We start from the raw sequence: 26,344 nt of genomic DNA on the forward strand, positions 1-26,344 counted from the left end.
CGCCATGCGTGTCGCCCTGTACCAATGCCCGCCGCTACCGCTGGATGTAGCCGGGAACCTCAAGCGCCTGCACCAGCTAGCGCATGAAGCGACCGATGCCGATGTGCTGGTGCTACCGGAGATGTTCCTCACCGGTTACAACATCGGCGCCGAAGCCGTAGGTGCATTGGCCGAAGCGCAGGATGGGGAGTCTGCGCAAGCCATTGCCGAAATCGCACAAAACGCCGGGCGGGCCATTCTGTACGGCTATCCGGAGCGGGCCCAAGACGGGCAGATCTACAACGCCGTGCAGTTGATCGACGCCCACGGCCAGCGCCTGTGCAACTACCGCAAGACCCATCTGTTCGGGGATCTGGATCACTCGATGTTCAGTGCCGGCGACGATGATTTCCCGCTGGTGGAACTCAACGGATGGAAGTTGGGGTTCCTGATCTGCTATGACCTGGAGTTCCCGGAAAACACCCGACGCCTGGCCCTGGCCGGTGCCGAGCTGATCCTGGTGCCCACCGCCAATATGGCGCCGTTCGACTTTGTCGCCGATGTCACCGTGCGGGCGCGGGCCTTCGAAAACCAGTGCTATGTGGCCTACGCCAATTACTGCGGGCACGAAGGCGATATCCAGTACTGCGGGCAAAGCAGCATTGCCGCACCGGATGGCCAGCGAATCGCCCAGGCGGGCCTGGATGAAGCCTTGATTGTCGGGACAGTGGACCGGCAATCGATCCTCGACGCCCGCGCCGCCAACCATTACCTGCAAGACCGGCGTCCCGAGCTTTACGGCCCGCTGCACAAGCCCTGATTGAATGGGTTTGTTAGCATAGGCACTTGCCCCGTTCTGGAAGTGCCCATGCCCGCCCCGGCCCACCTTTATCCCGTTCACCTGACCCTGGCCAATGGCCTGCGGGTTTCCCTGCGCCATGCACCGCGCTTAAAACGTTGCGCGGCGGCGCTGCGGGTGGCTGCCGGTAGCCACGACGTGCCGTTGGCCTGGCCGGGGTTGGGGCATTTTCTTGAGCATTTGTTGTTTCTGGGAACCGAGCGTTTTCCCGCCGGAGAAGGGCTGATGGCCTACGTGCAGCGCCACGGCGGCCAAGTGAATGCAAGCACCCGCGAACGCACCACGGACTTCTTCTTTGAACTCCCGGTTTCAGTCTTTGCCCACGGGCTGGAGCGGCTGGCGGACATGCTGACCCATCCGCGCCTGACCCCGGAAGATCAACGGCGCGAGCGCGAAGTGCTGCACGCCGAGTACGTCGCCTGGTCCCAGGATGCCAAGGCACAGCAGCAGGTGGCGCTGCTAGAAGGCTTGGCAGCGGATCATCCACTGCGCGGCTTTCACGCGGGCAACCGCGACAGCCTGCCGGTGGAGCGCGAGGAATTTCAAAAGGCACTCAGGGAATTCCACGGATATTTCTATCAAAGCGGGCAGATGACCTTGAGCCTCGCCGGCCCGCAACCGCTGCAAGAACTGGAAGCCCTGGCGCAGCGTTTCAGCGCGCAACTGATCGCTGGCCCCTTGCATCCGCAGGCCTCACCACCGGCCTTGATGCGAGGCCAGGCTCGGCGCTATCAACACATCGACAACAACCACCTGCACCACGTCATCACCTGTGACGCGCCCCGTGAAGCCCTGGATTTCCTCTGCACCTGGCTCAATGCCTCTGCGCCGGGCGGGCTGCTCGCCGAGTTAAAAACCCGACACTTGGCCAGCGCCCTGCAGGCATCGGTGCTGTACCACTTCGCCGGACAAGCCGTGCTGGACATCGACTTTACACTCGATAGCAAGGACGAACCGACCACACCCATTGAGGCGCTGCTGCACGACTGGCTGAGCTTTTTCGCACACAGCGATTGGACGCCACTGCGCGAAGAGTTCGCCCTGCTGAACGCTCGCCAACAACAGGTCCAGGGCGCCCTGGCATTGGCTCGAAACAACAGCGAAGACCTCAGTGAACTGGGCGTCGCCGCGCTCAAGGCCCTGCTTGATTCACTGCACTTGCCGCCCGCCGAACACCGTTGGCAACTGCCCCCGAACAACCCGTTCCTGCGCCCACCGGTCAAAGAAGAACGCGCCGGCCTGATCCGTGGCCAAACCAGCGCTCACCGAGGCTTGCGCACGTTTGCCCAGGATCGTTCACGGGGGCGAAGGGACGTATCGGCGCTGACCTTCAGCCAGGCCTTGGCGGATGACGGCGATGAAGGTGCGCTGTATGTGCAGTGGCGCTTCGACGCGCCAGCGCCTGCCGGGCTGGAAAACACCTTGCAGCCATTGCGTGAATATGCGCGCCAGGCGGGCGTCGAATTATCTCTCGAAGCCACCGGCCATGATTGGCTGGTGAAGATGACTGGGCTGCACGAGCCGATGCCGGCCGTGCTGGAGGCGTTGGCGCAGCGCCTGAACCTGCCGCAGGAAACTGCCCCGGCACCTGCGCCCATGATCGCTATCCGGAAACTGCTCCAGGCCCTGCCCGCGTGCTGCGCCACCGGCCGTGCCGACGCCAGCGAACAGCCTGGATCCTGGGCCACTGCGCGCTGGCACGGCCTGGGGCTGAGTCTGCCCGCCGCATGTGAAACGTTGATAAAGGCAGCCGCCGCCCGTCTGCCTGGGCAACCTGCACACTTCGAACCTTCTCTTCAACACCTCGGCGGTCAACGTGTGTGGCATACGGTTAAAACTGACTCAACCGAAGCCGCCGTGCTGCTGTTTTGCCCGGCACCCAGCCAATCCCTGGCCGATGAAGCCTCATGGCGGCTGCTTGGGCACGTGCTCCAAGGGCCGTTCTACCAACGCCTGAGGGTCGAGTTGCAATTGGGCTACGCCGTATTCAGCGGTGTCCGACAGATCAACGGGCAAACCGGCCTGCTGTTGGGTGTGCAATCACCCAGCGTTTCACTGGCAGGTATCGTCGATCACCTGCAAGCCTTCCTGAAACACCTACCGTTGTTGATCGACGGCACCGATGACGTGGGCAATCACGCCTTGGCACAGCAGTTCTGCGCTGCGACGTTACCGATCACCCAAAGCGCCGAACTGCTTTGGCACGCGCGCCTGGCGGGCCATCCGTCGGATTACCTGTACCGGCTTCAACAACTGATCCAGGCCCGCACACGGGAGGACCTGCAACACGCGGCCCAACAGCTGCAGGATGCGACCGGCGGCTGGCGCTGCATCGCCAACGGCCCGCCTGTCGACGAGAGCTGGCAACCGGCGAGCTGATCATTGCCAACCCTGCAACAGGCTTTTTCCACCAAGACAGCGCTAACTTGAGAAGAATTGCGTAACATTCCCACGCACACATCTGAACATCTCCGACTGGAGGTGGACTATATGTATTACTTGGTAGTAAACGTCCCATCCCTTCGTAGGAGTAAGAATATGACCTGGTCCAAACCTGCTTACACTGATCTGCGCATCGGCTTCGAAGTCACCATGTACTTCGCCAGCCGCTAAGCCGCTGGGTAATACAACGCCTCGGTTCGCCCGGGGCGTTTTTGTTTTGAGCTTTGCTTGATGGAGCGGCCATGTTTGTCCAGATTCTAGGTTCCGCCGCTGGCGGCGGCTTCCCGCAGTGGAACTGCAACTGCGTGAACTGCGCAGGTTTTCGTGACGGCAGCCTGCGGACGCAGGCGCGGACCCAGTCGTCCATCGCCATTTCCGACGATGGCGTGAACTGGGTACTGTGCAATGCCTCACCGGATATCCGCGCGCAACTCCAGGGTTTTGCGCCGATGCAGCCCGGCCGCGCACTGCGCGACACCGGCATCAGTGCCATCATCCTGATGGACAGCCAGATCGACCACACCACCGGCCTGTTGAGCCTGCGCGAAGGTTGCCCGCACCAGGTGTGGTGCACCGACATGGTCCATGAAGACCTGAGCACCGGCTTCCCGCTGTTCACCATGCTCACCCACTGGAACGGCGGCCTGGCCTGGAACCGCATCGAGCTGGATGCCAGCTTCACCATCCCGGCCTGCCCCAACCTGCGCTTCACCCCGCTGCCACTGCGCAGCGCTGCCCCGCCCTACTCACCGCACCGCTTCGACCCGCACCCAGGCGACAATATCGGCCTGATCGTCGAAGACCTGCGCACCGGCGGCAAACTGTTCTACGCCCCGGGCCTGGGCAAAGTCGACGCGCCGTTGCTGGAGATCATGGCCGGCAGCGATTGCCTGCTGGTGGACGGTACGATGTGGGACGACGATGAAATGCAGCGCCGTGGCGTCGGCACCCGTACCGGCCGCGAGATGGGCCACCTGGCGCAGAATGGCCCCGGCGGCATGCTCGAAGTGCTGGAGCAATTGCCCAAGCAGCGCAAGGTGCTTATCCACATCAACAACACCAACCCGATCCTCGATGAAGATTCTCCCGAGCGCGCGGAACTGGTGCGGCGCAATGTCGAAGTCGCTTACGACGGCATGAGCATTGAATTGTAGGAGCAGACGACATGACTGACACACCATTGAGCACCGCCGAGTTCGAAGCCGCCTTGCGGGCCAAAGGCGCCTTCTACCATATTCATCACCCGTACCATGTGGCGATGTATGAAGGCCGTGCCACCCGCGAGCAGATCCAGGGCTGGGTCGCCAACCGTTTCTATTACCAGGTGAACATCCCGCTGAAAGATGCGGCGATCCTGGCCAACTGCCCGGACCGCGAGATCCGTCGCGAATGGATCCAGCGCCTGCTCGACCACGATGGCGCACCCGGTGAGGACGGCGGCATCGAAGCCTGGCTGCGCTTGGGCCAGGCGGTCGGCCTCGACCCCGACCAGTTGCGTTCCCAGGAACTGGTGCTGCCCGGCGTACGCTTTGCGGTAGACGCCTACGTCAACTTTGCGCGCCGCGCCAGCTGGCAGGAAGCCGCCAGCAGCTCCCTCACCGAGCTGTTCGCGCCCCAGATCCACCAATCGCGCCTCGACAGCTGGCCGCAGCACTACCCGTGGATCGACCCCACCGGCTACGAGTATTTCCGCACCCGCCTGGGCCAGGCGCGGCGCGACGTGGAGCATGGGCTGGCAATCACCTTGCAGCACTACACCACCCGTGAAGGCCAGGAGCGCATGCTGGAAATCCTCCAGTTCAAACTCGACATCCTGTGGAGCATGCTGGATGCCATGAGCATGGCCTACGAACTGAAACGCCCGCCGTATCACAGCGTGACCGAGCAGCGGGTGTGGCATAAAGGGATCACCCTATGAGCTTCGATCGCAGCAGAAAACCGACCTGGCGCCAGGGCTACCGTTACCAGTACGAACCCGCGCAAAAAGGCCATGTGTTGCTCTACCCCGAAGGCATGATCAAGCTCAACGACAGCGCCGCGCTGATTGGTGGCCTGATTGACGGTGAGCGCGACGTGGCGGCGATCATTGCTGCCCTCGAAGAACAGTTCCCCGGCGTGCCTGAGCTGGGTGACGACATCGAGCAATTCATGGAGGTCGCCCGTGCTGAGCACTGGATCACCCTTGCCTGAGAAACCCGCCATCGGCCTGCCGCTGTGGTTGCTCGCCGAGTTGACCTACCGCTGCCCGCTGCAATGCCCGTATTGCTCCAACCCGCTGGACTTTGCCGAGCAGGGCAAGGAGCTGAGCACCGAGCAGTGGGTCAAGGTATTTCGCGAGGCCCGCGAGATGGGCGCGGCGCAACTGGGGTTTTCCGGCGGTGAGCCGCTGGTGCGCCAGGACCTCGCCGAGTTGATCGCCGAGGCGCGCAAGCTGGGGTTCTACACCAACCTGATCACCTCGGGCATCGGCCTGACCGAGCAGAAGATCAGCGATTTCAAGAAAGCCGGCCTGGACCATATCCAGATTAGCTTCCAGGCCAGCGACGAACAGGTGAACAACCTGCTGGCGGGTTCGAAAAAAGCCTTCGCGCAAAAGCTGGAAATGGCCCGCGCAGTGAAGGCGCATGGCTACCCGATGGTGCTGAACTTCGTCACCCATCGGCACAATATCGACAAGATCGACCGCATCATCGAGCTGTGTATTGCGCTGGAGGCGGATTTTGTAGAGCTTGCCACCTGCCAGTTCTACGGCTGGGCGCAACTCAATCGCGTGGGTTTATTGCCGACGAAGGAACAACTGGTGCGCGCCGAACGCATCACCAACGAATACCGCGCCAAGCTCGAAGCCGAAGGTCATCCGTGCAAGTTGATATTCGTGACGCCGGATTACTACGAGGAACGCCCGAAAGCCTGCATGAACGGCTGGGGCAGTATCTTTCTGACCGTGACGCCAGACGGCACCGCCCTGCCCTGCCACGGCGCCCGACAGATGCCGGTGCAGTTTCCCAATGTGCGCGACCACAGCATGCAGCACATCTGGTACGACTCTTTCGGGTTCAACCGCTTTCGCGGCTACGACTGGATGCCCGAGCCGTGTCGTTCGTGCGATGAAAAGGAAAAGGATTTCGGTGGCTGCCGTTGCCAGGCCTTCATGCTCACGGGGGATGCGAGCAATGCCGACCCGGTGTGCAGCAAGTCCGAGCAGCACGGCATCATCCTCAAGGCGCGGGAAGAAGCCGAGCACGCTACCCAGACCATCGAGCAACTGGCCTTTCGCAATGAGCGCAATTCACGGCTCATCGCAAAAGGCTGACGGGCTCAGCGCTTGGCGATGATGTACACGGCGTGAATGATGCCTGGGAAGTAACCGCACAAGGTCAGCAGAATATTCAGCCAGAACGCGCCAGCGAAACCCACTTGCAGGAACACACCCAGTGGCGGCAGCAGAATGGCGATGATGATACGAATGAAGTCCATGGGTCAGCTCCAGAAAATCGGCTCGTGTGAACCGTGTAGCTAATCGACCTTGGGCGTTCGTGAGGGTTCAGTGGGATCTGGCACCGGGCCATCCTTCAGGCCAGAATTTCTAACCCATGCTTTTGCACGATGCTAAGAAGTTTGAGCGCCATGCCGCTGGGTTGCTTCTCGCCAGATTCCCATTTCTTCACCGTGGAGGCGCTGGTATTCAGGTAACGAGCAAACACCGGTTGGCTGACATGGCTACTTTCACGTAGCTGCTTGATCTGTTCGGCAGGTATTTGTTCCGGGACGGCAGAGAAGCACGCTTCGTCGTATTCACGAAGGGTAGTTTTACTAATAGCACCGATGGCATAAAGCGCTTTGGCGGATTGGTGAATGGACTCCAGCGCTTCACTTTCATATTTTTTGGTCATGATGTATCTCCACAAACTCCCTGAGATCCAAGAGCTGCTGGATCTGCGTTTCGTTTAAGCCTTCATAAACTTTTGCCATCGCCCGAAACCAAGCCAAATCTTTCTGACTGATATTGCTTTGGTCTTGCTTGGCGAACAGCAACTGATAAACCCAGTATTGCCTGCCCTTGGCCAACACTATGGAGCGATGCCTATTCTGGTTGAGGCGTTTCTTCCAGACACCGCCTCCCAAATTGTCAGCTTGTCCCCTGAGCAATTGGCCAAACGCGTCCCTCAACTCCGAATCGTAGATCCAGGACTTGCTGGCCGCACCAGCAAACTGCCGTGTTTTAAATAACCTAAGCCTCATGGATATCCCTTCCCACAAACATACCACCCAGTGGTATAGATTAGAAGTGGAGCAACCCGTGCTCCGTCGACAGTCCTTATCGACGCACGCTAAAAGCCATTGTTTTCACAGGCGATCAATCAACGCTTTCAATCCAAAAATTTCACACGCAAAAAAACGCCCCCAGCCGAAAAAATCAGGCTGGAGGCGCCGCGTATACCGCGAGACGGTTCAGGAATGTGGGTCAGACGGCGATGCCCTTGCGGCATTGCAACTGGGCGGTGCGCACCCGGGAAAAAGCGCGGGCCAGGCGCAGGAGCATTTCGTCGATGTTGCTTTTGCTCACCGTAAGCGCCGGGGTGAAGCGCAGGCAGTCAGGTTGCGGGGCGTTGAGGATCAGGCCTTCGTGCAGGGCGGCTTTTACCACTGCATCTGCAGAATCATCCGACAACGTCAGGCCCCACATCAGGCCGTGGCCGCGCAATGGGCCCTGGTCGTAGCGGTAGGCCAGCCGGGCAAGGCCTTCGCCCAGGTAAAGGCCGGATTCACGTACGTGTTCCAGGAAGCCATGCTCCAGCACCGTATCGAGTACCGCCAGCCCGGCCGATGCCATCAATGCGTTGCCATGATGGGTACCTTCCAGCTCACCCACGTCGAAGCAACAGGCGTTGCCGCGCGCCAGCAGCGCAGCCAATGGCACGCCGCCGCCCAGGCCTTTGCCGAGGGTGATGATGTCGGCTCGCACGCCGTATTGCTGTTCGGCAAGCAAGGTGCCGCAACGGCCAAGGCCGGTTTGTACTTCGTCGAGGATCAGCAAGATCCCCAGTTCGCGGCACAGCCGTTCAACCCCCTTGAGGTAATGCTCCGTCGCGGGGATCACACCGGCTTCGCTCTGGACCGGCTCCAGCAGGATGGCGACTGTCTGTGCGTCGACCGCAGCATGCAGGGCCGGCAGATCGTTGAACGGCACATGGCTGAAGCCGGGCAATTGCGGTTCAAAGCGGTTTTCCAGCGTTCCCCCCGACGCCGCCAGTGCCGCGAAACTGCGACCATGGCAACCATTGCTCGCGCTGATAATGCGGTAGGCCCCGCCGCGATGCAGTTGGCCCCACTTGCGCGCCAGCTTGATCGCCGCTTCGCAGGCCTCTGCGCCACTGTTGAGCAGGTAGGCCTGGTCGCTGCCGGTACGATGGCACAGGCGGTCGACAAGATTGAGTTGAGCGCGGTTATGCAGACCCAGGCCTGGATTGATCAGGGCCTGGGTCTGGTCGGCAAGGGCTTTGATCAAGACCTGCGGGCTGTGGCCGAGGCTGTTGGCAGCGTTGCCCTGGCTGAAATCCAGGTAGGCACGCTCGTCGCTGTCCCACAGCCAGGAGCCCTGGCCACGTACGAAAACCTGAGGCGGCCTCGCCACGGTGGGCATCAGCGCCTCGCTGGACAGCGTATCGGGTGAAGCCTCCAGCACCAGGTCGTCCAGGCTGGGTACAGGGCGACGCATATTGAAAAGATTCACAGCTTGCCCCCAGTGGCAACCGGACCTTGGTCGGTTTTCCCTGCAATCACTGTCTGCGGGTGTGTTGCCTTGCCTATGTAAACGCCATCAACATAAACGCTGTTCATTGCCCGATCCGGCCCTGTAAGCCCTGCGAATAGGCGCTAGACTAGGCGCCTCGGGGGCCACCGGCCATTTCGTTTTTCCAGCTTTTTCGATAAGTAAGTCTTATGGATTTTAAGCAACTGCGTTATTTCGTCGCGGTGTATGAAGAAGGCCATGTGGGCCGTGCCGCTGAACGCCTGTCGATCTCCCAGCCGGCGCTCTCACAACAGATCCGCCAGTTGGAGCGCAACCTCGATGTGAGCCTGTTCGAACGCAGCAGCAAACGCCTGCTGCCCACCCTGGCCGCCCATACGCTGTACAACCATGCCTTGCCGCTGATCGATGGCATGCAGCAAGCCGTCGAAGCCTTGCGTAACTTCAAGGGCCAGGCCATGCGCACCCTGGCCATCGGCGTGCTGCAAACCGTGCACACCAGCCTGGTCCCGCAAATGCTCGAGCGCGTGCGCAAGGCCCAGCCGCACCTGGTGGTGCAGATCTACGAATTGACCGGGATCGAGATTGAACGGCGGTTGCTTAACGGCTCGCTGGACATCGGCATCAGCTATCTGCCGCCACGCCAGCCGGGGCTGCACGGCGTGTTGTTGTATGAGGATGAGCTGAAGGTGGTCATCCCCGAGGACCATCCCCTGCGCGAATTCAAGAAAGTCTCGCTGAAACAGGCCGCCGAACTGCCGATGTTGTTGCTGGGGGAAGAGTTCCAGGTTCGACAGATCTGGCAGGGTCAGTTATCCAACCTCGGACGCCGGCCGCAGGTACAGGCGGAGTTGAATACCATGGTGGGGATTCTCGACAGCTTGCCTAACACCAAATTGGCCACGGTGCTGCCGGGACGCTCCCAGGACGAACACAACAGCCAGTCGCTGCTCTGGAAGCCCTTGAGTGAACCCAGGGTGCCACTAAAGGTAGGTTTGGTGTGTCGCGATGTACAGCGCCAGCAGGCAACCATGGCGCTGCTGCGCACCTTGCTGGAAGACGTGATGAATGCGCCGCAGGCACTGCCGTGAAATTCGGCGCCTGACTTTTTCGCGGGCAAAAGAAAACCCCGCCGAAGCGGGGCTTTGCAGACTGTTTCCCTGACATCCATTTCACTCCGCCATCCTGGCAGAATCCTACGTGTCCGTGTTGTTGCTTTGCGCTTCCTGCGCGACGTCCATGTGAAGTAGATTATCCGTGGATCCAATTTGGCGATAGAGGACGATTAGCAGTACGTCATGTAAGAGAATGCTTACACGCCCTCCGAGCCCTTAGAACAGTGCCTCATCCAGCAAAAACAAGGATTCGCTACCGGCTTTTACCGACGCACTCAGCGAGTGAATACGTGGCAACAGACGCGCAAAGTAGAAGCGCGCGGTGCCCAGTTTGCTGGCGTAGAAGTCTTCCTCAGTCTCCTTGCCCAACGCGGCCTTGGCCATACGTGCCCACATATAGGCGTAGGCCATGTAACCAAATGCATGCAAATACTCCACCGAGGCTGCGCCGATCTCGTTCGGGTTGGTCCTGGCGCGATCCAGCACCCAGGCGGTCAATTCGTCCAGGTTATCCACCGCTGCGCTCAACGGTTGGCTGAACTCAGCCAGTTCGGGCCCCGCCGAGGCGATGAACTGGCGAATCTCGTCGGCGAACAAGGTGTAGAACGCACCGCCGCTACCGACGATCTTGCGCCCCATCAAATCCAGTGCCTGGATGCCGTTGGTGCCTTCGTAGATCTGCGTGATGCGTACATCACGCACCAGTTGCTCCTGGCCCCATTCGCGAATGTAACCGTGGCCGCCAAACACTTGCTGGCCGAGCACGGTGGTTTCCAGGCCCAGGTCGCTGAGGAACGCCTTGGCGACCGGCGTCAACAAGGCCACCAGGTTATCGGCCCGCTCGCGGGCAGCGGCATCTTCACTGAACTTGGCGATGTCCAGCTGCGTCGCCACATAGGTGGAAAACGCGCGACCGCCTTCGTTGGCGGCTTTCATGGTCAACAGCATACGGCGCACGTCGGGGTGGACGATGATCGGGTCGGCCACTTTGTCTTTGGCCTGGGCACCGGTCGGCGCACGGCTTTGCAGGCGGTCGCGGGCATATTCAATCGCGTTCTGGTAGGAGCGCTCGCCGGACGCCAGGCCCTGGATACCCACGCCAAGGCGCTCATAGTTCATCATGGTGAACATCGCCGCCAACCCACGGTTGGGTTCGCCCACCAGGTAACCCACGGCTTCGTCGAAGTTCATCACGCAGGTGGCGGATGCCTGGATACCCATCTTGTGTTCGATGGAGCCGCAGCTCACCGGGTTGCGCGCGCCCAGGCTGCCGTCGGCGTTGACCATGAACTTCGGCACCAGGAACAGCGAAATCCCCTTCGGACCGGCCGGTGCGTCCGGCAACTTGGCCAGTACCAGGTGAATGATGTTCTCGGTGAGGTCGTGTTCACCGCCAGTGATAAAGATCTTGGTTCCGCTGATCCTGTAGGAACCGTCTGCCTGCGGCTCGGCCTTGGTGCGGATAATCCCCAGGTCGGTACCGGCGTGTGCTTCCGTCAGGCACATGGAGCCGGCCCACTCGCCGGAATACATCTTCGGCAGGTAGATGGCCTTGAGTTCCTCGCTGGCGTGGGTGTTGATCGACACGCAGGCGCCGGAGGTCAGCATCGGGTACAGGCCGAACGCCAGGCTTGACGAGTTGATCATCTCCTCGACCTGGGCCGATACCGCCTTGGGCATGCCCATGCCGCCAAACACGGGGTCGCCGCCTACGCCGACCCAGCCACCTTCAGCGTAGGTCTTGTAGGCCTGTGGATAACCCTCCGGAGTAAACACCGCGGTGTTATCCCAACGGCAGCCCTGTTCATCGCCACCGCGGCTGAGCGGGGCGATGGATTTGGCGGTGACCTTGCCGGCTTCTTCGAGGATGGCCTCTACGGTCTCGGCGTCAACGCTGTCTGCCAATGCCGGCAATTGGGCCCAAGTGGTGGCGACCTCAAAGACTTCGTTGAGGACGAAGCGCATATCACGCAGCGGCGCTTTGTAATCAGCCATGGCAAACCTCGTGAGAACGTGAAAAGTGATTCGATAGGATCGGTTTTACAGGCTCCGAGTGTACCCGAACAACTTTTCAGACACATAGGGTCCACTTGTGACTGATTGGTATTTTTAAGTCATCACAACGCAAACGACTCCGCAGGCAGACTCATCAGGCATTCGCTGCCCGCTTCCACGGCGGCGCGATGGGTTGCGGTACGTGGCAGCAGACGCTTGAAGTAAAAGTCGCAAGTGGCCAGCTTGGCTTTGGCAAACTCAGTGTCATCCTGCGCCAGCGCGGCAATGGCCATCCGCAGCCACAGGTAGGCGAGGATGATGTAACCGCTGTACATCAAGTAATCCACCGCCGCTGCGCCCACCTCATCCGGGTTTTTCATCGCGGCCATACCGACCTGGGTAGTCAGCTCGCCCCATTCCTGATTCAGTTGATTAAGCTGCACCACATAGCCCTTGAGCTGCGCATGTTCGGCATTCGCCGCGCAAAACTTATGCACTATTTTAGTAAAACCGCGCAGCAGCTTGCCCTGGCTGCCCAGCACCTTGCGCCCCAACAGATCGAGGGCCTGGATGCCGTTGGTGCCTTCGTAGATCGGTGCAATCCGCGCATCGCGTGCCAGTTGTTCCATGCCCCACTCACGAATGTAGCCATGGCCGCCGAATATCTGCATGCCGTGGTTGGTCACCTCCAGCCCGGTGTCGGTCATAAAGGCTTTGCAGATGGGGGTGAGGAACGCCAACAGGTCTTCGGCCTCCTGGCGCTGGCCGGCGTCGTTGCAAAGGTGCGCGGTGTCGAGCAACTGCGCGGTGAAATAGGTGAGTGCGCGGTTGCCTTCGTTGAAGGCTTTCATGGTCAGCAGCATACGGCGCACATCGGGGTGCACGATGATCGGGTCGGCGGCTTTCTCCGGGGCCTTGGCGCCGGTCAGCGCGCGCATCTGCAGGCGGTCGTTGGCGTACTTGATCGCGCCCTGGAAGCTCGCCTCGCCATTGCACAGGCCCTGCATGCCGGTGCCCAGGCGGGCGTGGTTCATCATGGTGAACATGCAGTTGAGGCCCTTGTTCGCCTCGCCAATCAAAAAGCCCTTGGCGCCGTCGAAGTTGAGCACGCACGTGGCCGAGGCCTTGATGCCCATCTTGTGCTCGATGGAGCCGCAGTGCACCGCATTGCGCTCAGCCGAATCCACATGGAACTTGGGCACGATAAACAACGAGATACCCTTGGTGCCCGCCGGCGCGTCCGGCAGCTTGGCCAGCACCAGATGGATGATATTGGCGCTCATGTCGTGCTCACCGGCCGAGATGAAGATCTTGCTGCCGGTGATCGCGTAGCTGCCATCCGCCTGGGGCACGGCACGGGTCTTGATCAGGCCCAGGTCGGTGCCGCAATGGGCTTCGGTCAGGCACATGGTGCCGGTCCATTCGCCTGCGGTGAGTTTGCTCAGGAACGTGGCCTTCTGCTCTTCGGTGCCGTGGGCGTGGATCGCCGACATCGCGCCGTGGGTCAGGCCCGGATACATGCCCCACGAGGTGTTGCTGGAGCCGATCATCTCGCTGAGCACCAGGCCCAACGATTGCGGCAGGCCCTGGCCACCGTAGGCCGGGTCTGCCGCCACCCCGTGCCAGCCGCCCTCGACGTACTGGGCGAAGGCTTCCTTGAAGCCCTTGGGCGTGGTCACCACGCCGTTGTCGAAATGGCAGCCCTCTTCATCACCACTGCGGTTGAGTGGCGAAAGCACGTTCTCGCAGAATTTGGCGCCTTCCTCCAGGATTGCACTGACCATGTCCGGGCTGGCATCAGTGGCGCCCAGGGCAGCGTAGTGGCCGTGGAAATCAAACACGTTGTCGATCAGAAAGCGCATGTCGCGCAGGGGAGCTTTGTACTCAGGCATGGCGGTGTCTCCGGCGGCAGATCCTTTCAACCTACTGCCGGCCAGCGCCTCGGACAATCATTGTAGAACCGCTGAATACAGCGCCATCACTCAACCGGCAGCGCTCTGCATGCGCACCGCGCCACGGCGGGTCTGCCCGGCCGCAACCACACAGTTACGCCCCGCGCCCTTGGCGGCGTACAGCGCCTGGTCGGCGGACTTGAGCACTTCTTCCGCCGTGCGCTGGTCGATCTGGCGTTCGGCCACGCCGATGCTGACCGTCACCGACACACTCGACGCGCCGCTGCCCGCCCGGCGTTGACGGCCTTGTTGATCATCCTGGGGCCGGTCCGAATTGCGCAGCTTGATGTCGTAGTTGGCGACGATCTCGCGGATTTCCTCCAGGTGCGGCATGCACTCATCCAGGGTCTTGCCGGCAAACACCACGGCGAATTCTTCACCGCCGTAGCGGTAGGCACGCCCACCCCCATTGACCTTGGACAGCTTGCTCGCCACCAGGCGCAGCACCTGGTCGCCCACATCGTGACCATGGGTGTCATTGAAGCGCTTGAAGTGATCGACGTCGGTCATCGCCAGCACATAATTGCGCCCCAGCCGCTGCATGCGTTCGTTCAAGGCTCGGCGCCCCGGCAGGCCGGTCAGTTCATCGCGGAATGCCATTTGATAAGCCTCGTGGGCCACGCCGGCGGCGATCATCAGCATGACCTGGCTGCACATGATATTCAGCGTGAACGGCAGGATGAAGGTCTGCGGCAACATCCAGAACATCCCCAGCAACCCGACCAGTTGCGCCGCATGCAGCGGACGCGGCTGGTACCAGTATTGCGCCGCCAGAGTGAGGAAGCCGACCAGGAACATCGGGTATGACAGCTGGATCAGGCTCATCCAGGTCCCATGCAGGGCTGGCCAGCGGATCTCCGCCAGCCAGTTCAGCAGTGCCTGGGGATAACTTTGCTCCAGGGCCAGCGCAACACTGCCGATTGCCAGCAGCACCGCACAACGGGCAACGAAGTCGCGAAACAGGTGGGTCTTCTCCTGCCACAGCGCGTAGATGCTGAACAGCAACGGCAATAACAGGCAACACAGGTGAAACACCACGGCCGCGTCTTCGCGCACGCGGCCATTGTCGCGATAGAAATCGGTCTGGGTATCGAGCAGGAAGTAGGCGATGTACACCGTGATCATCAGGAACAATTCACGCTGGCGGCGATAAACCGCGCAGTACGAACCGCCCAGCAACAGCACCAGGGTCGGCAACACATTGAACAGCGAGGTGAAGAAGACGCTGAGGTCCTTGACGTACGCAGCCGAGAGCCCGGCCAGCAACAGCAGCAACGAAGGAAGAAAGTGACTGAAACGTAAAGCAGACACGCGTGACAAGGGTAAAACTCCGACCCGCAAAAAGTAGTGGCACTGTGCCTTGATGCGAACAGTTAAGCACACCCTGCCCGCCATGTATCACATTGCCATCACTGTAACGGCAGCCGGAGAAAATCCCTGAGCGCTGCACTGTGTTTTTTATCCCCCAATGAAAAAACCGCCGCTCCCAAGGGAAGCGACGGTTTCAGATGAACCCGGTAAGGCTTAGTAAGCCAGGCCGAAGTCTTCTTCTTTCATGTCCATCAGGTTACTGGCGCCCGACAGCATGGTGGCCACGTGAGTACGGGTCCGCGGCAGGATGCGCTGGAAGTAGAAGCGCGCGGTTTGCAGCTTGGCGGTGTAGAACGCTTCTTCGCTGGTACCGGCGGCGAGTTTTTCGGCAGCCAGGCGCGCCATGTCGGCCCAGAAGTAAGCCAGGCAGGCGTAACCGGAGTACATCAGGTAATCCACCGAAGCGGCCCCCACTTCTTCGCGGTCTTTCATCGCGGCCATGCCGACCTTCATGGTCAACTCGCCCCACTCTTTGTTCAGCGCAGCCAGCGGTGCCACGAACTCCTTGACCGCGTCGTTGCCTTCGTTGGCCTGGCAGAACTTGTGCACGATCTTGGTGAAGCCCTTGAGCGCTTCGCCCTGGGTCATCAGCACTTTACGGCCGAGCAGGTCCAGTGCCTGGATGCCGGTGGTGCCTTCATACAGCATGGAGATACGGCTGTCGCGAACGTTCTGCTCCATGCCCCACTCGGCGATAAAGCCGTGGCCGCCATAGATCTGCACGCCGTGGTTGGCGGATTCAAAACCGACTTCGGTCATGAACGCCTTGGCAATCGGGGTCATGAATGCCAACAGGCCGTCGGCCTGTTTCTTGGCCTCGTCGTCGGTGCCGTATTTGACGATGTCCACTTGCTTGGCGGTGAAGTACACCATCGCACGGTTACCTTCGGCGAAGGCTTTCATGGTCAGCAGCATGCGGCGCACGTCAGGGTGCACGATGATCGGGTCGGCGGCCTTTTCCGGCGCTTTCGGGCCAGTCAGGGAACGCATCTGCAAGCGATCGCGGGCGTATTTCAGGCCGCCCTGGAAGCCGATCTCGGCGTGAGCCAGGCCTTGCAGCGCGGTGCCCAGGCGAGCGGTGTTCATAAAGGTGAACATGCAGTTCAGGCCTTTGTTCGCCGGGCCGATCAGGAAACCGGTGGCCGCGTCGAAGTTCATCACACAGGTGGCGTTACCGTGGATACCCATCTTGTGTTCCAGGGAACCGCAGCTCACCGCGTTGCGCGCACCGATCGAGCCGTCGGCGTTGGGCAGGAACTTGGGCACGATGAACAGCGAGATGCCTTTGGTACCCGCCGGTGCGTCCGGCAGGCGGGCCAGCACGATGTGGACGATGTTGTCGGCCATGTCGTGTTCACCGGCCGAGATGAAGATCTTGGTACCGGAGACTTTGTAGGAACCGTCAGCCTGAGGCTCGGCCTTGGTGCGCAGCATGCCCAGGTCGGTACCGCAGTGTGGTTCGGTCAGGCACATGGTGCCGGTCCACTCGCCCGATACCAGCTTGGTCAGGTAAGCCTCTTGCTGCTCGGGGGTGCCATGCTCGGAAATGGTGTTCATCGCACCATGGGACAGGCCCGGGTACATGCCCCATGACCAGTTGGCTTCGCCGACCATTTCGCTCACGGCCAGGCCCAGGGATTCCGGCAGGCCTTGGCCACCGTGCTCCACGTCGTGGGCCAGGCTTGGCCAGCCGCCTTCGACGAATTGCTTGTAGGCTTCTTTGAAACCAGCAGGGGTTTTAACGCCAGACTCACTCCAGGTGCACCCTTCGATGTCACCCACGCGGTTCAACGGTGCCAGCACTTGCTCACAAAACTTGGCGCCTTCTTCGAGAATGGCGTCAACCATGTCCGGGGTAGCGTCCTGGCAAGCCGGCAGGCTCTGATAGTGCGCTTCATAGCCGAGCAGTTCGTCACGAACGAAGCGAATATCACGCAAGGGGGCCTTGTAGTCAGGCATAGCGATAAACCTCTGCTGATGTATCTGGAATGAACAACCGCGTGGATGTGTTGTGGCGGTCAAACAGGTGTTTGAAACATACGTTTACGACCTGGGGATGTCAAGCGTCGTCCAGACACCGTTTGTCATGACGCGGGTCAATGGCAGGCATGGCGAGGCCTGCGGCGGGATGCCACAAGGTGTTCAGAAGAAAATGGAGGATTGCGCAAAGGCGACCAGCCCCAGGAAGAAGCCGGTCGTACGAAAGAGGGGTTAAGCGAAGGTGTCGATCAGGGTACCGAGCATTTCGTCTGAAGCCTTGGCGACCTTGGCGCCCAACTCCACTTGAAACTTGCCTTGGGCCATTTCAACCATATTGCTCGCCGAATTCGTCGGCTGGGCGCGGTCATTGGCTTGCAACCGGTCGCTCTGTGCGTCAGACGGCTGGGTGGTCGCGGCGCTGGCAATCCTGCCGGCGGCCTGGTCGACACGGCTCTGCCCGGCCTGAATGGTGCTCAGCCCCGAGTAAAACGCGCTGCTGCCAGAGATGTCCATGGCTTCAACCTGCCTTTAGAGAATCGTGAAGTTGAATTGAAGCAGACATACTGGCAAAAAGCCCGTTAAAAACACTAATGGCATAATGCCTTGCCGATAGCCAGAATCAGTCAAGCAGGTCCAGTTGCAGGTACTCAGCTACCGCCTCGGCGCCGGCGTGCTTGAGCTTTGGCACTCGGCCCAGGCATGGTGCGGGCAAACGCTCGGCCAGGGTCGCGAGGTTTTCTTCCAGACGAGAGGTCTTGGGGTCGATGATATTCGCCACCCAACCGGCCAAGGGCAAACCGTCCCGGGCGATGGCTTCGGCGGTGAGCAAGGCATGGCTGATGCATCCCAGGCGCACGCCCACCACCAGGATCACCGGCAGTTGCAGCGCCATGGCCAGGTCCGACAGGTTGTCCTGGTCAGCCAACGGCACCCGCCAACCGCCTGCGCCTTCGATGAGGGTGAAATCCGCCTGACGCGCCAGAATCTGCTGCATGGGTTTCAACAACGACTGCACCGTCAGCGCGACGCCGGCCTCCCGCGCGGCCAGGTGGGGCGCGATGGCGGGTTCGAACGCCACCGGGTTGACCTCGGCATAACTCAACGGCAATGAACACTCGGCCAGCAGCGCCAGGGCATCGGCGTTGCGCAAGCCCTTGGCCGTGACCTGGCAGCCGGAAGCCACGGGCTTTCCAGCCGCAGTGCTTCTGCCCGCTTGCCGGGCGGCGTGTAACAGGCCGGCGGCGATAGTGGTCTTGCCGACATCCGTATCGGTGCCGGTGATGAAATAGGCGGCGCTCATAGGGGCTTCTCCAGGACGGCGTACACCACTTGATACGTGGCCGGCAGTCCCTCGGCCTGACGGAACTGCTCGTAGGCGTCTACCAGTGCAACAATCCGCGCACGGCCCGTCAACCCTCCCGGGCGGCCTGGGTTGAGATTATGCGCCCCCAGCGCCTTGAGCTCATGGGTCAGGCTGCGCACATCCAGGTAATGCAGCACATGGGGACGTCGCTCCAGGCTGACCACGCGCAAACCGCTGGCCGCGCACAAGTGCTGGTACGCCTCGAAGGTGCGGAAGCGATTGACGTGCACCAGGCCATCCGCCGCCCGCCAGCTTTCGCGCAGCTCATCCAGCGTCCCGACGCACAAACTGGCGAACGCCAGCACGCCACCCGGCCGCAGCACGCGATAGGCCTCGCTGAGCACCGCCTCGAAGTTCGCACACCACTGCACCGCCAGGCTGGAGAAGAGCAGCTCGAAGCTCTCGGCTTTCAGCGGCAAGCGTTCTGCATCGCCCGCGACAAAATGATGTGCGCCACCCAAAGGCCGCGCATGGTTAAGCATGCCCTCGGCAATATCCAGCGCCACACCTTGGCTGGCGGGCAACAACTCGCCCAGCACACGGCTGAAATAACCCGTGCCGCAGCCCATATCCAGCCAGTGACGTGGCGCACACGCTGATGGCAGCCGGGCCAGCAGCCCATGCCCTACGGCGCGCTGCAACTCGGCGACGCTGTCGTAACTGGCCGCCGCACGGGAAAACGACGCCGCCACCTGGCGTTTGTCCGGCAAGGCGCCCGGCAGGGAGGGCTGGGATAAATCAGTCATCGACGCACTCATGCAAAAAAGCCTGGATGGCCCCCGCTACACCGTGGGGGTCTTCCAGAAGAAAAGCGTGACCAGCCTGTTCAATCAGGCCGATTTCCACATCCGGCAGCAGCCTTAGCAGGTCGCTGGCGGCTTCGGCGGGCACCAACCCGTCCATGCCGGCGAACAGGTGCAACTGTGGGCCGCGATAAGCCAGCAAGGCTTCGCGGGTATCCAGTTGGGCCAGCAGTTCCAGGCCGGGCATCAACACGCTGGACGCTGAATGCGGCGCGCCACTGACCAGCAGGCGCGACAGCCCGCGCGGGTCTTCGGCGCCCTTGGCGCACAACAGGCCGAAGCGCTTGAGGGTGACTTGGGAGTCGGCATGGCAGCCGGCCAGGAACGCATCGAAGGTCTCGGCGGGCATCCCATGGGGCCAGCCGTCGTGGGCGACGAAGCACGGGTTGCTCGCCAGGGTCAGCAAGCCGCAGCAACGCTCGCCGCGCCGCGCCGCCAGTTCGGCAGCGAGCATGCCGCCCAAGGACCAGCCGCCCAGCCAGGCGTTGTCGGGCAGCGTGGCGTCGAGTTCGTCGAGCCATTCATCGAGGTCGCTGGAAGCAAGCGCCGGCAATGGCTCGACCTGCACCTGCAGGTGTGCGTCCAGGCCACGCAAGGCGGCGGCCAAAGGCTCCAGCGGCGATACGCCGAGCCCCCAGCCGGGCAGCAGGATCAGTCGATCACGCATGGTCGGGCTCCGTGGCACCAGACAAGCGGAAACACTCTTCCAATGCGTTTAACAATAGCTGTACCTGCGCCTCGCTGTGGGCTGCGGTCAAGGTCACGCGCAAACGCGCGCTGCCGGCGGGAACGGTGGGCGGGCGGATCGCCGTGACCATCAGGCCGCGCTCACGCAGCATCTGCGACAGGCGCACGGCCTTGGCACTGTCGCCGATCAGGATCGGCTGGATCGGTGTAAAGCTGTCCATCAAGTCCAGGCCAAGCTGCTCGGCGCCCTGGCGAAACTGACGAATCAGCCGGTCGAGGTGCTCGCGCCGCCAATGTTCGGTGCGTAGCAGCTCCAGGCTCTTCAGGGTGGCGCAGGCCAGCGCCGGCGGTTGGCTGGTGGTGTAGATATATGGCCGGGCAAACTGGATCAGGCTTTCGACCAGGTCCTCACTGCCCGCGACAAACGCGCCCGCCGTGCCGAACGCTTTGCCCAGGGTGCCGACCAATACCGGCACGTCGTCCTGGCTCAAGCCGAAATGCTCGACGATCCCGCCGCCATTGGCACCCAGCGGACCAAAGCCATGGGCATCATCCACCATCAACCAGGCGCCTTTGGCCCTGGCTGCACGGGCCAGTGCCGGCAGGTCGGCCAGGTCGCCGTCCATGCTGAACACACCATCGGTGACCACCAGCGTATTGCCAGTGGCTTTCTCCAGGCGCTTGGCCAGGCTGATCGCGTCGTTGTGCAGGTAGCGATTGAAACGCGCACCGGACAGCAAGCCGGCATCCAGCAGCGAAGCATGGTTGAGCCGGTCTTCCAGCACCGTATCGCCCTGCCCCACCAACGCCGTGACCGCACCAAGGTTGGCCATGTAGCCGGTGGTAAACAGTAACGCTCGCGGGCGCCCGGTAAAGTCGGCCAGCGCCTCCTCCAGCTCATGGTGCGGCGTGGCATGGCCCACCACCAAGTGCGAAGCCCCGCCGCCCACGCCCCAACGGGACGCCCCGGCGCGCCAGGCCTCGATCACTTGCGGGTGATTGGCCAGGCCCAGGTAATCGTTATTGCAGAATGCCAGGAGGGGTTGACCGTCAACCACCACCTCCGGGCCTTGGGGGCTCTGGAGCAGCGGGCGTTGACGGTAAAGGTGTTCGGCACGGCGGGCAGCGAGGCGCGCGGAGAGATCAAAAGACATGCAGGCCTCGGGGTGGCAGGTGCAACTCGGTCAAAACAGGTGGGAATCAAACAACGGCGTTATAGAACTGCTCGCTGCTCTTCTGCTCCACCAACGCCTGTTCGATGGCCGCCTGGTGCACTTCATCCGCATGCTCTTCACGGGCTTCCGGCAGGATGCCCAGGCGCGAGAACAGTTGCATGTCCTTGTCGGCCTGCGGGTTGGCGGTGGTCAGCAGTTTGTCGCCGTAGAAGATCGAGTTGGCACCGGCAAAGAACGCCAGGGCCTGCATCTGCTCGTTCATGGCTTCGCGCCCCGCCGACAGGCGCACATGGGATTGCGGCATCAGGATGCGCGCCACGGCCAGCATGCGGATGAAATCGAACGGGTCGATGTCCTCGGCATTTTCCAACGGTGTACCGGCGACTTTCACCAGCATATTAATCGGCACCGACTCCGGATGCTCCGGCAGGTTGGCCAACTGGATCAGCAGGTTGGCGCGGTCGTCGAGGGACTCGCCCATGCCGAGGATGCCGCCGGAGCAGATCTTCATTCCCGACTCACGCACATAGGCCAGGGTTTGCAGGCGCTCACTGTAGGTACGGGTGGTGATGATACTGCCGTAGAACTCCGGCGACGTATCCAGGTTGTGGTTGTAGTAATCCAGGCCGGCCTGGGCCAGGGCTTCGGTCTGGTCCTGGTCGAGACGGCCGAGGGTCATGCAGGTTTCCAGGCCCATGGCCTTCACGCCTTTGACCATCTGCAGCACATAGGGCATGTCTTTGGCCGACGGGTGTTTCCAGGCGGCGCCCATGCAGAAACGGGTCGAACCGATGGCCTTGGCGCGAGCGGCCTCTTCGAGGACCTTCTGCACCTCCATCAGCTTTTCTTTTTCCAGGCCCGTGTTGTAGTGGCCCGACTGCGGACAATATTTGCAATCTTCCGGGCAGGCACCGGTCTTGATCGACAGCAGTGTCGACACCTGTACACGGTTGGCATCGAAATGCGCGCGGTGCACGGTCTGCGCCTGAAACAACAGGTCATTGAACGGCTGCACGAACAACGCTTTGACTTCGGCTAAAGACCAATCGTGACGCAAGGTGGCGGTGGTGCTGGCGCTCATGGGCGATTCCTTGATTATGCTTTGGCAAACGCTGCGGGAAGGGCAATACCCACAGGCACGACACGGATGCTCGGCATATTTAAGGAAGATTCATGCACTGTCAACCAAGCTACAAACACGAAGTTTACATCTGGTCAAAAAACATACAGAAATGTTTAATCTGCGACGAGACGACTGAAACCGCCGACTGTGTGTGCAACGTCTGCGAAACCGAGCTGCCCTGGCTGATGGAGCATTGCGAAATCTGCGCCTTGCCTTTGGCGATGGACGGCCTGGTCTGCGGCCAGTGCCTGAGACAACCGCCCGCCTTTAAACACGTGATCGCACCCTGGACCTACAGCTTTCCGGTAGACACCCTGATCAGTCGCTTCAAGCACCAGGCACGCTGGCCCCTCGGGCATATGCTGGGGCGCTTGCTGGGGCACTACTTGCAACATCGCTTCGACAACCACTCACTCACCCGCCCGGACATGCTGCTGCCGGTGCCCATGGCCCGCAGGCGCCTGCGTGAACGGGGCTATAACCAGGCGCTGATGCTGGCGCGCTGGCTCAGCGCCGACCTCGACCTTCCCCACGATGCACATCTATTGCTACGCCCTTATGAAACCGTCGCGCAGCAAGCCCTCGACGCCAAGACGCGCAAACGCAACCTGCTCAACGCCTTCGCCCTGGCCCCCGGTGCCGAGGTGCGCGGCCGCCACCTGGCGCTGGTGGACGACGTGTTCACCACCGGCGCCACCGCCCACAGCCTGGCGCGGTTATTGATCAACGCCGGCGCGCGACAGGTAGACGTGTACTGCCTGGCCCGCACACCAAAGCCTGGCACTTGACTCTCATGCCTCGCGGCCGCAACGTCCGCTCATCCCACTACAGCGAATGCCCATGTCCCTACCGACTCTGCTCAGCCAACATATTGTCCGCCGCCCCCAGCGTATCGCCCTGCTGGGGCATATCGCCGAGCAGGGCTCCATCACCCGCGCCGCCAAAAGTGCGGGCTTGAGCTACAAGGCTGCCTGGGACGCCATTGACGAGCTGAACAACCTGGCGCAAAAACCCTTGGTCGAACGCAGTGTCGGCGGCAAGGGCGGCGGCGGCGCCAAACTCACAGCCGAGGGTGAACGGGTGTTGCGCCTCTACCAGCGCCTGCAAGTGTTGCAGGCCGAAGTGCTTGGCTCGGACGAAGCCGCCAGCGACTTCAACCTGCTCGGCCGCTTGATGCTGCGCACCAGCGCCCGTAACCAGTTGCATGGCCAGGTCATTGCGATTGAACAGCTTGGCCGCAACGACCTGATTCACTTGCAGCTCGCCGGAGGGCTGACCCTGGCGGCACAAATCACCCATGACAGTACGCAACGGCTGGAGCTGGAGGTCGGCGTGGAAGTTGTTGCGCTGATCAAGGCCGGCTGGCTGGAATTGCTGGCGCCCGACAAACCTGCAACACCTGGACACAATTGCATGAGCGGAACCGTCGACGCGATTCTCGCCGCCGAGGACGGCCCCAGCGAAGTGCGCATCGCCCTGCCCAATGGCCAGGTTTTATGCGCCTTGGCGCAGCCCGCCGCACTCGAGGCCCTGGGCGCCGCCGCTGGCAGGACGCTCCAAGTGCAATTTGCCGCCAGCAATGTGCTGCTCGGCACGCCGGTCTGAGCCAAATAGCTCTTCAAACTGCAACAATTTCGTCACGCCCGCTCCTTATGGTGTCTGCAAAAACCGCAGGGAGCCTGACATGAACCTATTAGAAGAAAACCAAGCCACCGACCTCGAACAGATGGTCGGCCTCACCCGCCGCCGCTTCATCGGTGCCGGCGCCCTGTGCGGTGCGGCGATGTTCCTCGGCGGCAACCTGCTGAGCCGCAGCGCCCTGGCCGTCAACGCCGCCTCCGCCAGCCCGCTGCTGGGCTTTACCAGCATCGCCGCGGCCACCAGCGACACCATCACCCTGCCGCCGGGCTACAGCGCTTCGGTGCTGATCAGTTGGGGCCAGCCGCTGCACAAGAGCGCGCCGGCCTTCAACCCGTCCGGCAACGGCACCGCCAAGGCCCAGGAACAACAGTTCGGCGACAACAACGACGGCATGAGCCTGTTCGCCTTCCCCGGCGACGACAACCGCGCACTGATGGCGATCAACAACGAATACACCAACTACCGCTACCTCTTCGCCCACGGCGGCGCGCCGCAATCGGCCGAAGACGTGCACAAGGCCCAGGCCAGTGAAGGCGTGTCGGTGATCGAAGTGCGGCGCAAAGGTGACACCTGGCAGTTCGTCCAGGACTCGCGCTACAACCGCCGCATCCACGGCAACTCGCCGATCCGCCTGAGCGGCCCCGCCGCCGGCCATGAATGGTTGAAAACCAGCGCCGACAAGTCCGGCAAAAAAGCCCTCGGCACCTTCCAGAACTGCGCCAACGGCCAGACCCCATGGGGCACTTACCTGACCTGTGAAGAGAACTTCACCGACTGCTTCGGCAGCAGCAACCCGCAGCAAGCGTTCGATGCCGGGCAGAAACGCTATGGCGTGGTGGCCGCCAGCAAAGAGATCAACTGGCACCTGCACGACCCGCGCTTCGACCTGGCCAAGAACCCCAATGAACTCAACCGCCACGGCTGGGTCGTGGAAATCGATCCGTTCGACCCGCAATCCACCCCGGCAAAACGCACCGCCCTGGGCCGCTTCAAGCACGAGAACGCCGCCCTCGCGCAAACCCGTGACGGCCGCGCCGTGGTGTACATGGGCGACGACGAGCGCGGCGAGTTCATCTACAAGTTCGTCAGCCGCGACAAGATCAACCACAAGAACCCCAAGGCCAACAAAGACCTGCTCGACCACGGCACCTTGTACGTGGCCATCTTCGATGCGGGCGATGGCAACGCCGATCATCCGAAGGGCAAAGGGCAATGGGTCGAGCTGACCCATGGCAAAAACGGCATCGACGCCAGCACCGGCTTCGCCAGCCAGGCCGAAGTGCTGATCCACGCACGGCTGGCCGCCAGTGTGGTGAAAGCCACGCGCATGGACCGCCCGGAATGGATCGTGGTCAGCCCCACCGACGGCCAGGTCTACTGCACCCTGACCAACAACGCCAAGCGCGGCGAAGACGGCCAACCGGTGGGCGGGCCCAACCCGCGTGAGAAAAACGTCTACGGCCAGATCCTGCGCTGGAAGGCCAACGCCGATGACCATGGCGCCGCGGACTTCAGCTGGGACCTGTTTGTGGTGGCCGGCAACCCGGGCGCGCATGCCGGCACGCCAAAAGGCGGCTCGTCCAACATCAACCCGCAGAACATGTTCAACAGCCCCGACGGCCTGGGGTTCGACAAGGCCGGGCGCCTGTGGATCCTCACCGATGGCGACTACAGCAACGCCGGCGACTTCGCGGGCATGGGCAATAACCAGATGCTCTGCGCCGACCCGAGCACCGGTGAAATCCGTCGCTTCATGGTCGGGCCGGTGGCCTGTGAGGTGACGGGCATCAGCTTCTCGCCGGATCAGAAAACCCTGTTTGTGGGGATCCAGCACCCGGGTGAAACCGGGGGTTCGACCTGGCCGGAGCATCTGCCGAATGGCAAGCCGCGCTCCTCGGTGATGGCGATTCGGCGGGATGATGGCGGGATTGTCGGCGCCTGATAGACCGCTATCGGGGGCAAGCCCCCTCCCACACTGGAGATAAACGCGGTCACCTGTGGGAGGGGGCTTGCCCCCGATGACAATGGCACAGGCGCCCCCTATCTCCAGCCTGGTGCGGTACCATACCCGGCCGGACGCGGCGCCCTGCTGCGCGCAGGAGTTCGC

General features: G+C 61.8%; 25 protein-coding genes. 11 read left to right on the top strand and 14 right to left on the bottom strand.

Translation table 11 applies throughout. The features are described from left to right. Positions 1–4: 4 nt before the first annotated feature. The 7 genes from BLQ09_RS04335 to pqqE all read left to right on the top strand — a co-directional run bounded on the left by BLQ09_RS04335 (position 5) and on the right by pqqE (position 6,593). Positions 5–799 (top strand): carbon-nitrogen hydrolase family protein, encoded by a 795-nt coding sequence (locus BLQ09_RS04335; protein WP_027605931.1) that lies wholly within the window; start codon positions 5–7, stop codon positions 797–799. Positions 800–847: 48 nt separating this feature from the next. After that, positions 848–3,217 carry a pyrroloquinoline quinone biosynthesis protein PqqF gene (pqqF, locus tag BLQ09_RS04340; RefSeq protein ID WP_027605932.1) on the top strand — a complete coding sequence of 790 codons (2,370 nt, stop codon included), beginning with the start codon at positions 848–850 and terminating at the stop codon, positions 3,215–3,217. 159 nt (positions 3,218–3,376) lie between these two features. Next, positions 3,377–3,451, top strand: coding sequence for a pyrroloquinoline quinone precursor peptide PqqA (gene pqqA / locus BLQ09_RS04345; protein ID WP_003194766.1), 75 nt, complete (start codon positions 3,377–3,379; stop codon positions 3,449–3,451). 71 nt (positions 3,452–3,522) lie between these two features. After that, on the top strand, positions 3,523–4,434 hold the full coding sequence (gene pqqB / locus BLQ09_RS04350; RefSeq protein ID WP_027605933.1) for a pyrroloquinoline quinone biosynthesis protein PqqB: 912 nt from the start codon (positions 3,523–3,525) through the stop codon (positions 4,432–4,434). 11 nt (positions 4,435–4,445) lie between these two features. Continuing rightward, complete coding sequence (pqqC, locus tag BLQ09_RS04355; RefSeq protein WP_065938223.1) at positions 4,446–5,198, top strand: pyrroloquinoline-quinone synthase PqqC; 753 nt, start codon at positions 4,446–4,448, stop codon at positions 5,196–5,198. Next, positions 5,195–5,470 carry a pyrroloquinoline quinone biosynthesis peptide chaperone PqqD gene (gene pqqD, locus BLQ09_RS04360; protein WP_027605935.1) on the top strand — a complete coding sequence of 92 codons (276 nt, stop codon included), beginning with the start codon at positions 5,195–5,197 and terminating at the stop codon, positions 5,468–5,470. Before pqqC ends, pqqD begins: the two co-directional genes overlap by 4 nt. Beyond that, positions 5,463–6,593 (top strand): pyrroloquinoline quinone biosynthesis protein PqqE, encoded by a 1,131-nt coding sequence (gene pqqE, locus BLQ09_RS04365; RefSeq protein WP_051429358.1) that lies wholly within the window; start codon positions 5,463–5,465, stop codon positions 6,591–6,593. Before pqqD ends, pqqE begins: the two co-directional genes overlap by 8 nt. Before the next feature lie 5 nt (positions 6,594–6,598). On the opposite strand, the gene BLQ09_RS04370 is transcribed toward pqqE, so the two are convergent. The 4 genes from BLQ09_RS04370 to BLQ09_RS04385 form a co-directional block, all read right to left on the bottom strand. Then, positions 6,599–6,757 carry a YqaE/Pmp3 family membrane protein gene (locus BLQ09_RS04370; RefSeq protein WP_024077743.1) on the bottom strand — a complete coding sequence of 53 codons (159 nt, stop codon included), beginning with the start codon at positions 6,755–6,757 and terminating at the stop codon, positions 6,599–6,601. 95 nt (positions 6,758–6,852) lie between these two features. Further along, positions 6,853–7,173, bottom strand: coding sequence for a helix-turn-helix domain-containing protein (locus BLQ09_RS04375; RefSeq protein WP_027605937.1), 321 nt, complete (start codon positions 7,171–7,173; stop codon positions 6,853–6,855). Continuing rightward, entirely contained in the window at positions 7,157–7,522 is a 366-nt protein-coding gene (locus BLQ09_RS04380; protein WP_027605938.1) for a type II toxin-antitoxin system RelE/ParE family toxin, read from the bottom strand. The genes BLQ09_RS04375 and BLQ09_RS04380 overlap by 17 nt, the downstream gene beginning before the upstream one ends. Before the next feature lie 223 nt (positions 7,523–7,745). Continuing rightward, positions 7,746–9,014 (bottom strand): aspartate aminotransferase family protein, encoded by a 1,269-nt coding sequence (locus tag BLQ09_RS04385; protein WP_027605939.1) that lies wholly within the window; start codon positions 9,012–9,014, stop codon positions 7,746–7,748. A gap of 209 nt (positions 9,015–9,223) precedes the next feature. On the opposite strand from BLQ09_RS04385, the gene BLQ09_RS04390 reads away from it, so the two are divergent. Further along, a complete protein-coding gene (locus BLQ09_RS04390; RefSeq protein ID WP_027605940.1) occupies positions 9,224–10,123 on the top strand; it encodes a LysR family transcriptional regulator in 900 nt (299 codons plus the stop codon). A 240-nt stretch (positions 10,124–10,363) separates the two neighbouring features. Here the strand turns inward: BLQ09_RS04390 and BLQ09_RS04395 are convergent, their stop codons facing one another. From BLQ09_RS04395 to bioB, 10 genes are all read right to left on the bottom strand, one after another. Then, entirely contained in the window at positions 10,364–12,142 is a 1,779-nt protein-coding gene (locus BLQ09_RS04395) for an acyl-CoA dehydrogenase C-terminal domain-containing protein (protein WP_092355529.1), read from the bottom strand. A 122-nt stretch (positions 12,143–12,264) separates the two neighbouring features. Continuing rightward, positions 12,265–14,034: an acyl-CoA dehydrogenase C-terminal domain-containing protein gene (locus BLQ09_RS04400; protein ID WP_027605942.1), complete on the bottom strand. Its 1,770-nt coding sequence runs from the start codon at positions 14,032–14,034 to the stop codon at positions 12,265–12,267. Positions 14,035–14,124: 90 nt separating this feature from the next. Continuing rightward, positions 14,125–15,414 (bottom strand): GGDEF domain-containing protein, encoded by a 1,290-nt coding sequence (locus BLQ09_RS04405; RefSeq protein ID WP_027605943.1) that lies wholly within the window; start codon positions 15,412–15,414, stop codon positions 14,125–14,127. A 204-nt stretch (positions 15,415–15,618) separates the two neighbouring features. Then, entirely contained in the window at positions 15,619–17,424 is a 1,806-nt protein-coding gene (locus BLQ09_RS04410) for a phenylacyl-CoA dehydrogenase (protein WP_027605944.1), read from the bottom strand. Positions 17,425–17,676: 252 nt separating this feature from the next. Continuing rightward, positions 17,677–17,958 (bottom strand): hypothetical protein, encoded by a 282-nt coding sequence (locus BLQ09_RS04420; protein WP_027605946.1) that lies wholly within the window; start codon positions 17,956–17,958, stop codon positions 17,677–17,679. A 106-nt stretch (positions 17,959–18,064) separates the two neighbouring features. Continuing rightward, a complete protein-coding gene (gene bioD, locus BLQ09_RS04425; protein WP_027605947.1) occupies positions 18,065–18,745 on the bottom strand; it encodes a dethiobiotin synthase in 681 nt (226 codons plus the stop codon). After that, the gene (gene bioC, locus BLQ09_RS04430; RefSeq protein ID WP_027605948.1) at positions 18,742–19,554 is read right to left on the bottom strand and encodes a malonyl-ACP O-methyltransferase BioC; all 813 of its coding nucleotides are present in this window, start codon (positions 19,552–19,554) and stop codon (positions 18,742–18,744) included. Before bioC ends, bioD begins: the two co-directional genes overlap by 4 nt. Continuing rightward, the gene (locus tag BLQ09_RS04435) at positions 19,547–20,278 is read right to left on the bottom strand and encodes an alpha/beta fold hydrolase (protein ID WP_092355531.1); all 732 of its coding nucleotides are present in this window, start codon (positions 20,276–20,278) and stop codon (positions 19,547–19,549) included. The genes bioC and BLQ09_RS04435 overlap by 8 nt, the downstream gene beginning before the upstream one ends. After that, positions 20,271–21,452, bottom strand: a complete 1,182-nt coding sequence (gene bioF / locus BLQ09_RS04440) for an 8-amino-7-oxononanoate synthase (RefSeq protein WP_092355534.1) — start codon at positions 21,450–21,452, stop codon at positions 20,271–20,273. The genes BLQ09_RS04435 and bioF overlap by 8 nt, the downstream gene beginning before the upstream one ends. A gap of 46 nt (positions 21,453–21,498) precedes the next feature. Beyond that, the gene (bioB, locus tag BLQ09_RS04445; protein WP_010207025.1) at positions 21,499–22,554 is read right to left on the bottom strand and encodes a biotin synthase BioB; all 1,056 of its coding nucleotides are present in this window, start codon (positions 22,552–22,554) and stop codon (positions 21,499–21,501) included. Positions 22,555–22,646: 92 nt separating this feature from the next. On the opposite strand from bioB, the gene BLQ09_RS04450 reads away from it, so the two are divergent. From BLQ09_RS04450 to BLQ09_RS04460, 3 genes are all read left to right on the top strand, one after another. Continuing rightward, positions 22,647–23,384, top strand: a complete 738-nt coding sequence (locus BLQ09_RS04450) for a ComF family protein (protein ID WP_092355537.1) — start codon at positions 22,647–22,649, stop codon at positions 23,382–23,384. 52 nt (positions 23,385–23,436) lie between these two features. After that, on the top strand, positions 23,437–24,201 hold the full coding sequence (locus BLQ09_RS04455; RefSeq protein WP_092355540.1) for a TOBE domain-containing protein: 765 nt from the start codon (positions 23,437–23,439) through the stop codon (positions 24,199–24,201). Between the two features lie 79 nt (positions 24,202–24,280). Next, complete coding sequence (locus tag BLQ09_RS04460; RefSeq protein ID WP_092355543.1) at positions 24,281–26,179, top strand: PhoX family protein; 1,899 nt, start codon at positions 24,281–24,283, stop codon at positions 26,177–26,179. The last annotated feature ends 165 nt before the right edge of the window (positions 26,180–26,344 follow it).

Origin of the sequence: Pseudomonas sp. NFACC25, from assembly GCF_900100935.1 — a bacterium.
Taxonomy (GTDB): Bacteria; Pseudomonadota; Gammaproteobacteria; order Pseudomonadales; family Pseudomonadaceae; genus Aquipseudomonas; species Aquipseudomonas marginalis.

What these genes read in the sequence shown, in the direction of transcription:
- BLQ09_RS04335 (WP_027605931.1), top strand. Translation starts at nt 5, where the DNA reads ATGCGTGTCGCCCTGTACCAATGCCCGCCGCTACCGCTGGATGTAGCC.
- pqqF (WP_027605932.1), top strand. Translation starts at nt 848, where the DNA reads ATGCCCGCCCCGGCCCACCTTTATCCCGTTCACCTGACCCTGGCCAAT.
- pqqB (WP_027605933.1), top strand. Translation starts at nt 3,523, where the DNA reads ATGTTTGTCCAGATTCTAGGTTCCGCCGCTGGCGGCGGCTTCCCGCAG.
- pqqC (WP_065938223.1), top strand. Translation starts at nt 4,446, where the DNA reads ATGACTGACACACCATTGAGCACCGCCGAGTTCGAAGCCGCCTTGCGG.
- pqqD (WP_027605935.1), top strand. Translation starts at nt 5,195, where the DNA reads ATGAGCTTCGATCGCAGCAGAAAACCGACCTGGCGCCAGGGCTACCGT.
- BLQ09_RS04370 (WP_024077743.1), bottom strand. Translation starts at nt 6,757, where the DNA reads ATGGACTTCATTCGTATCATCATCGCCATTCTGCTGCCGCCACTGGGT.
- BLQ09_RS04375 (WP_027605937.1), bottom strand. Translation starts at nt 7,173, where the DNA reads ATGACCAAAAAATATGAAAGTGAAGCGCTGGAGTCCATTCACCAATCC.
- BLQ09_RS04380 (WP_027605938.1), bottom strand. Translation starts at nt 7,522, where the DNA reads ATGAGGCTTAGGTTATTTAAAACACGGCAGTTTGCTGGTGCGGCCAGC.
- BLQ09_RS04390 (WP_027605940.1), top strand. Translation starts at nt 9,224, where the DNA reads ATGGATTTTAAGCAACTGCGTTATTTCGTCGCGGTGTATGAAGAAGGC.
- BLQ09_RS04395 (WP_092355529.1), bottom strand. Translation starts at nt 12,142, where the DNA reads ATGGCTGATTACAAAGCGCCGCTGCGTGATATGCGCTTCGTCCTCAAC.
- BLQ09_RS04400 (WP_027605942.1), bottom strand. Translation starts at nt 14,034, where the DNA reads ATGCCTGAGTACAAAGCTCCCCTGCGCGACATGCGCTTTCTGATCGAC.
- BLQ09_RS04410 (WP_027605944.1), bottom strand. Translation starts at nt 17,424, where the DNA reads ATGCCTGACTACAAGGCCCCCTTGCGTGATATTCGCTTCGTTCGTGAC.
- BLQ09_RS04420 (WP_027605946.1), bottom strand. Translation starts at nt 17,958, where the DNA reads ATGGACATCTCTGGCAGCAGCGCGTTTTACTCGGGGCTGAGCACCATT.
- bioD (WP_027605947.1), bottom strand. Translation starts at nt 18,745, where the DNA reads ATGAGCGCCGCCTATTTCATCACCGGCACCGATACGGATGTCGGCAAG.
- bioC (WP_027605948.1), bottom strand. Translation starts at nt 19,554, where the DNA reads ATGACTGATTTATCCCAGCCCTCCCTGCCGGGCGCCTTGCCGGACAAA.
- BLQ09_RS04435 (WP_092355531.1), bottom strand. Translation starts at nt 20,278, where the DNA reads ATGCGTGATCGACTGATCCTGCTGCCCGGCTGGGGGCTCGGCGTATCG.
- bioF (WP_092355534.1), bottom strand. Translation starts at nt 21,452, where the DNA reads ATGTCTTTTGATCTCTCCGCGCGCCTCGCTGCCCGCCGTGCCGAACAC.
- bioB (WP_010207025.1), bottom strand. Translation starts at nt 22,554, where the DNA reads ATGAGCGCCAGCACCACCGCCACCTTGCGTCACGATTGGTCTTTAGCC.
- BLQ09_RS04450 (WP_092355537.1), top strand. Translation starts at nt 22,647, where the DNA reads ATGCACTGTCAACCAAGCTACAAACACGAAGTTTACATCTGGTCAAAA.
- BLQ09_RS04455 (WP_092355540.1), top strand. Translation starts at nt 23,437, where the DNA reads ATGTCCCTACCGACTCTGCTCAGCCAACATATTGTCCGCCGCCCCCAG.
- BLQ09_RS04460 (WP_092355543.1), top strand. Translation starts at nt 24,281, where the DNA reads ATGAACCTATTAGAAGAAAACCAAGCCACCGACCTCGAACAGATGGTC.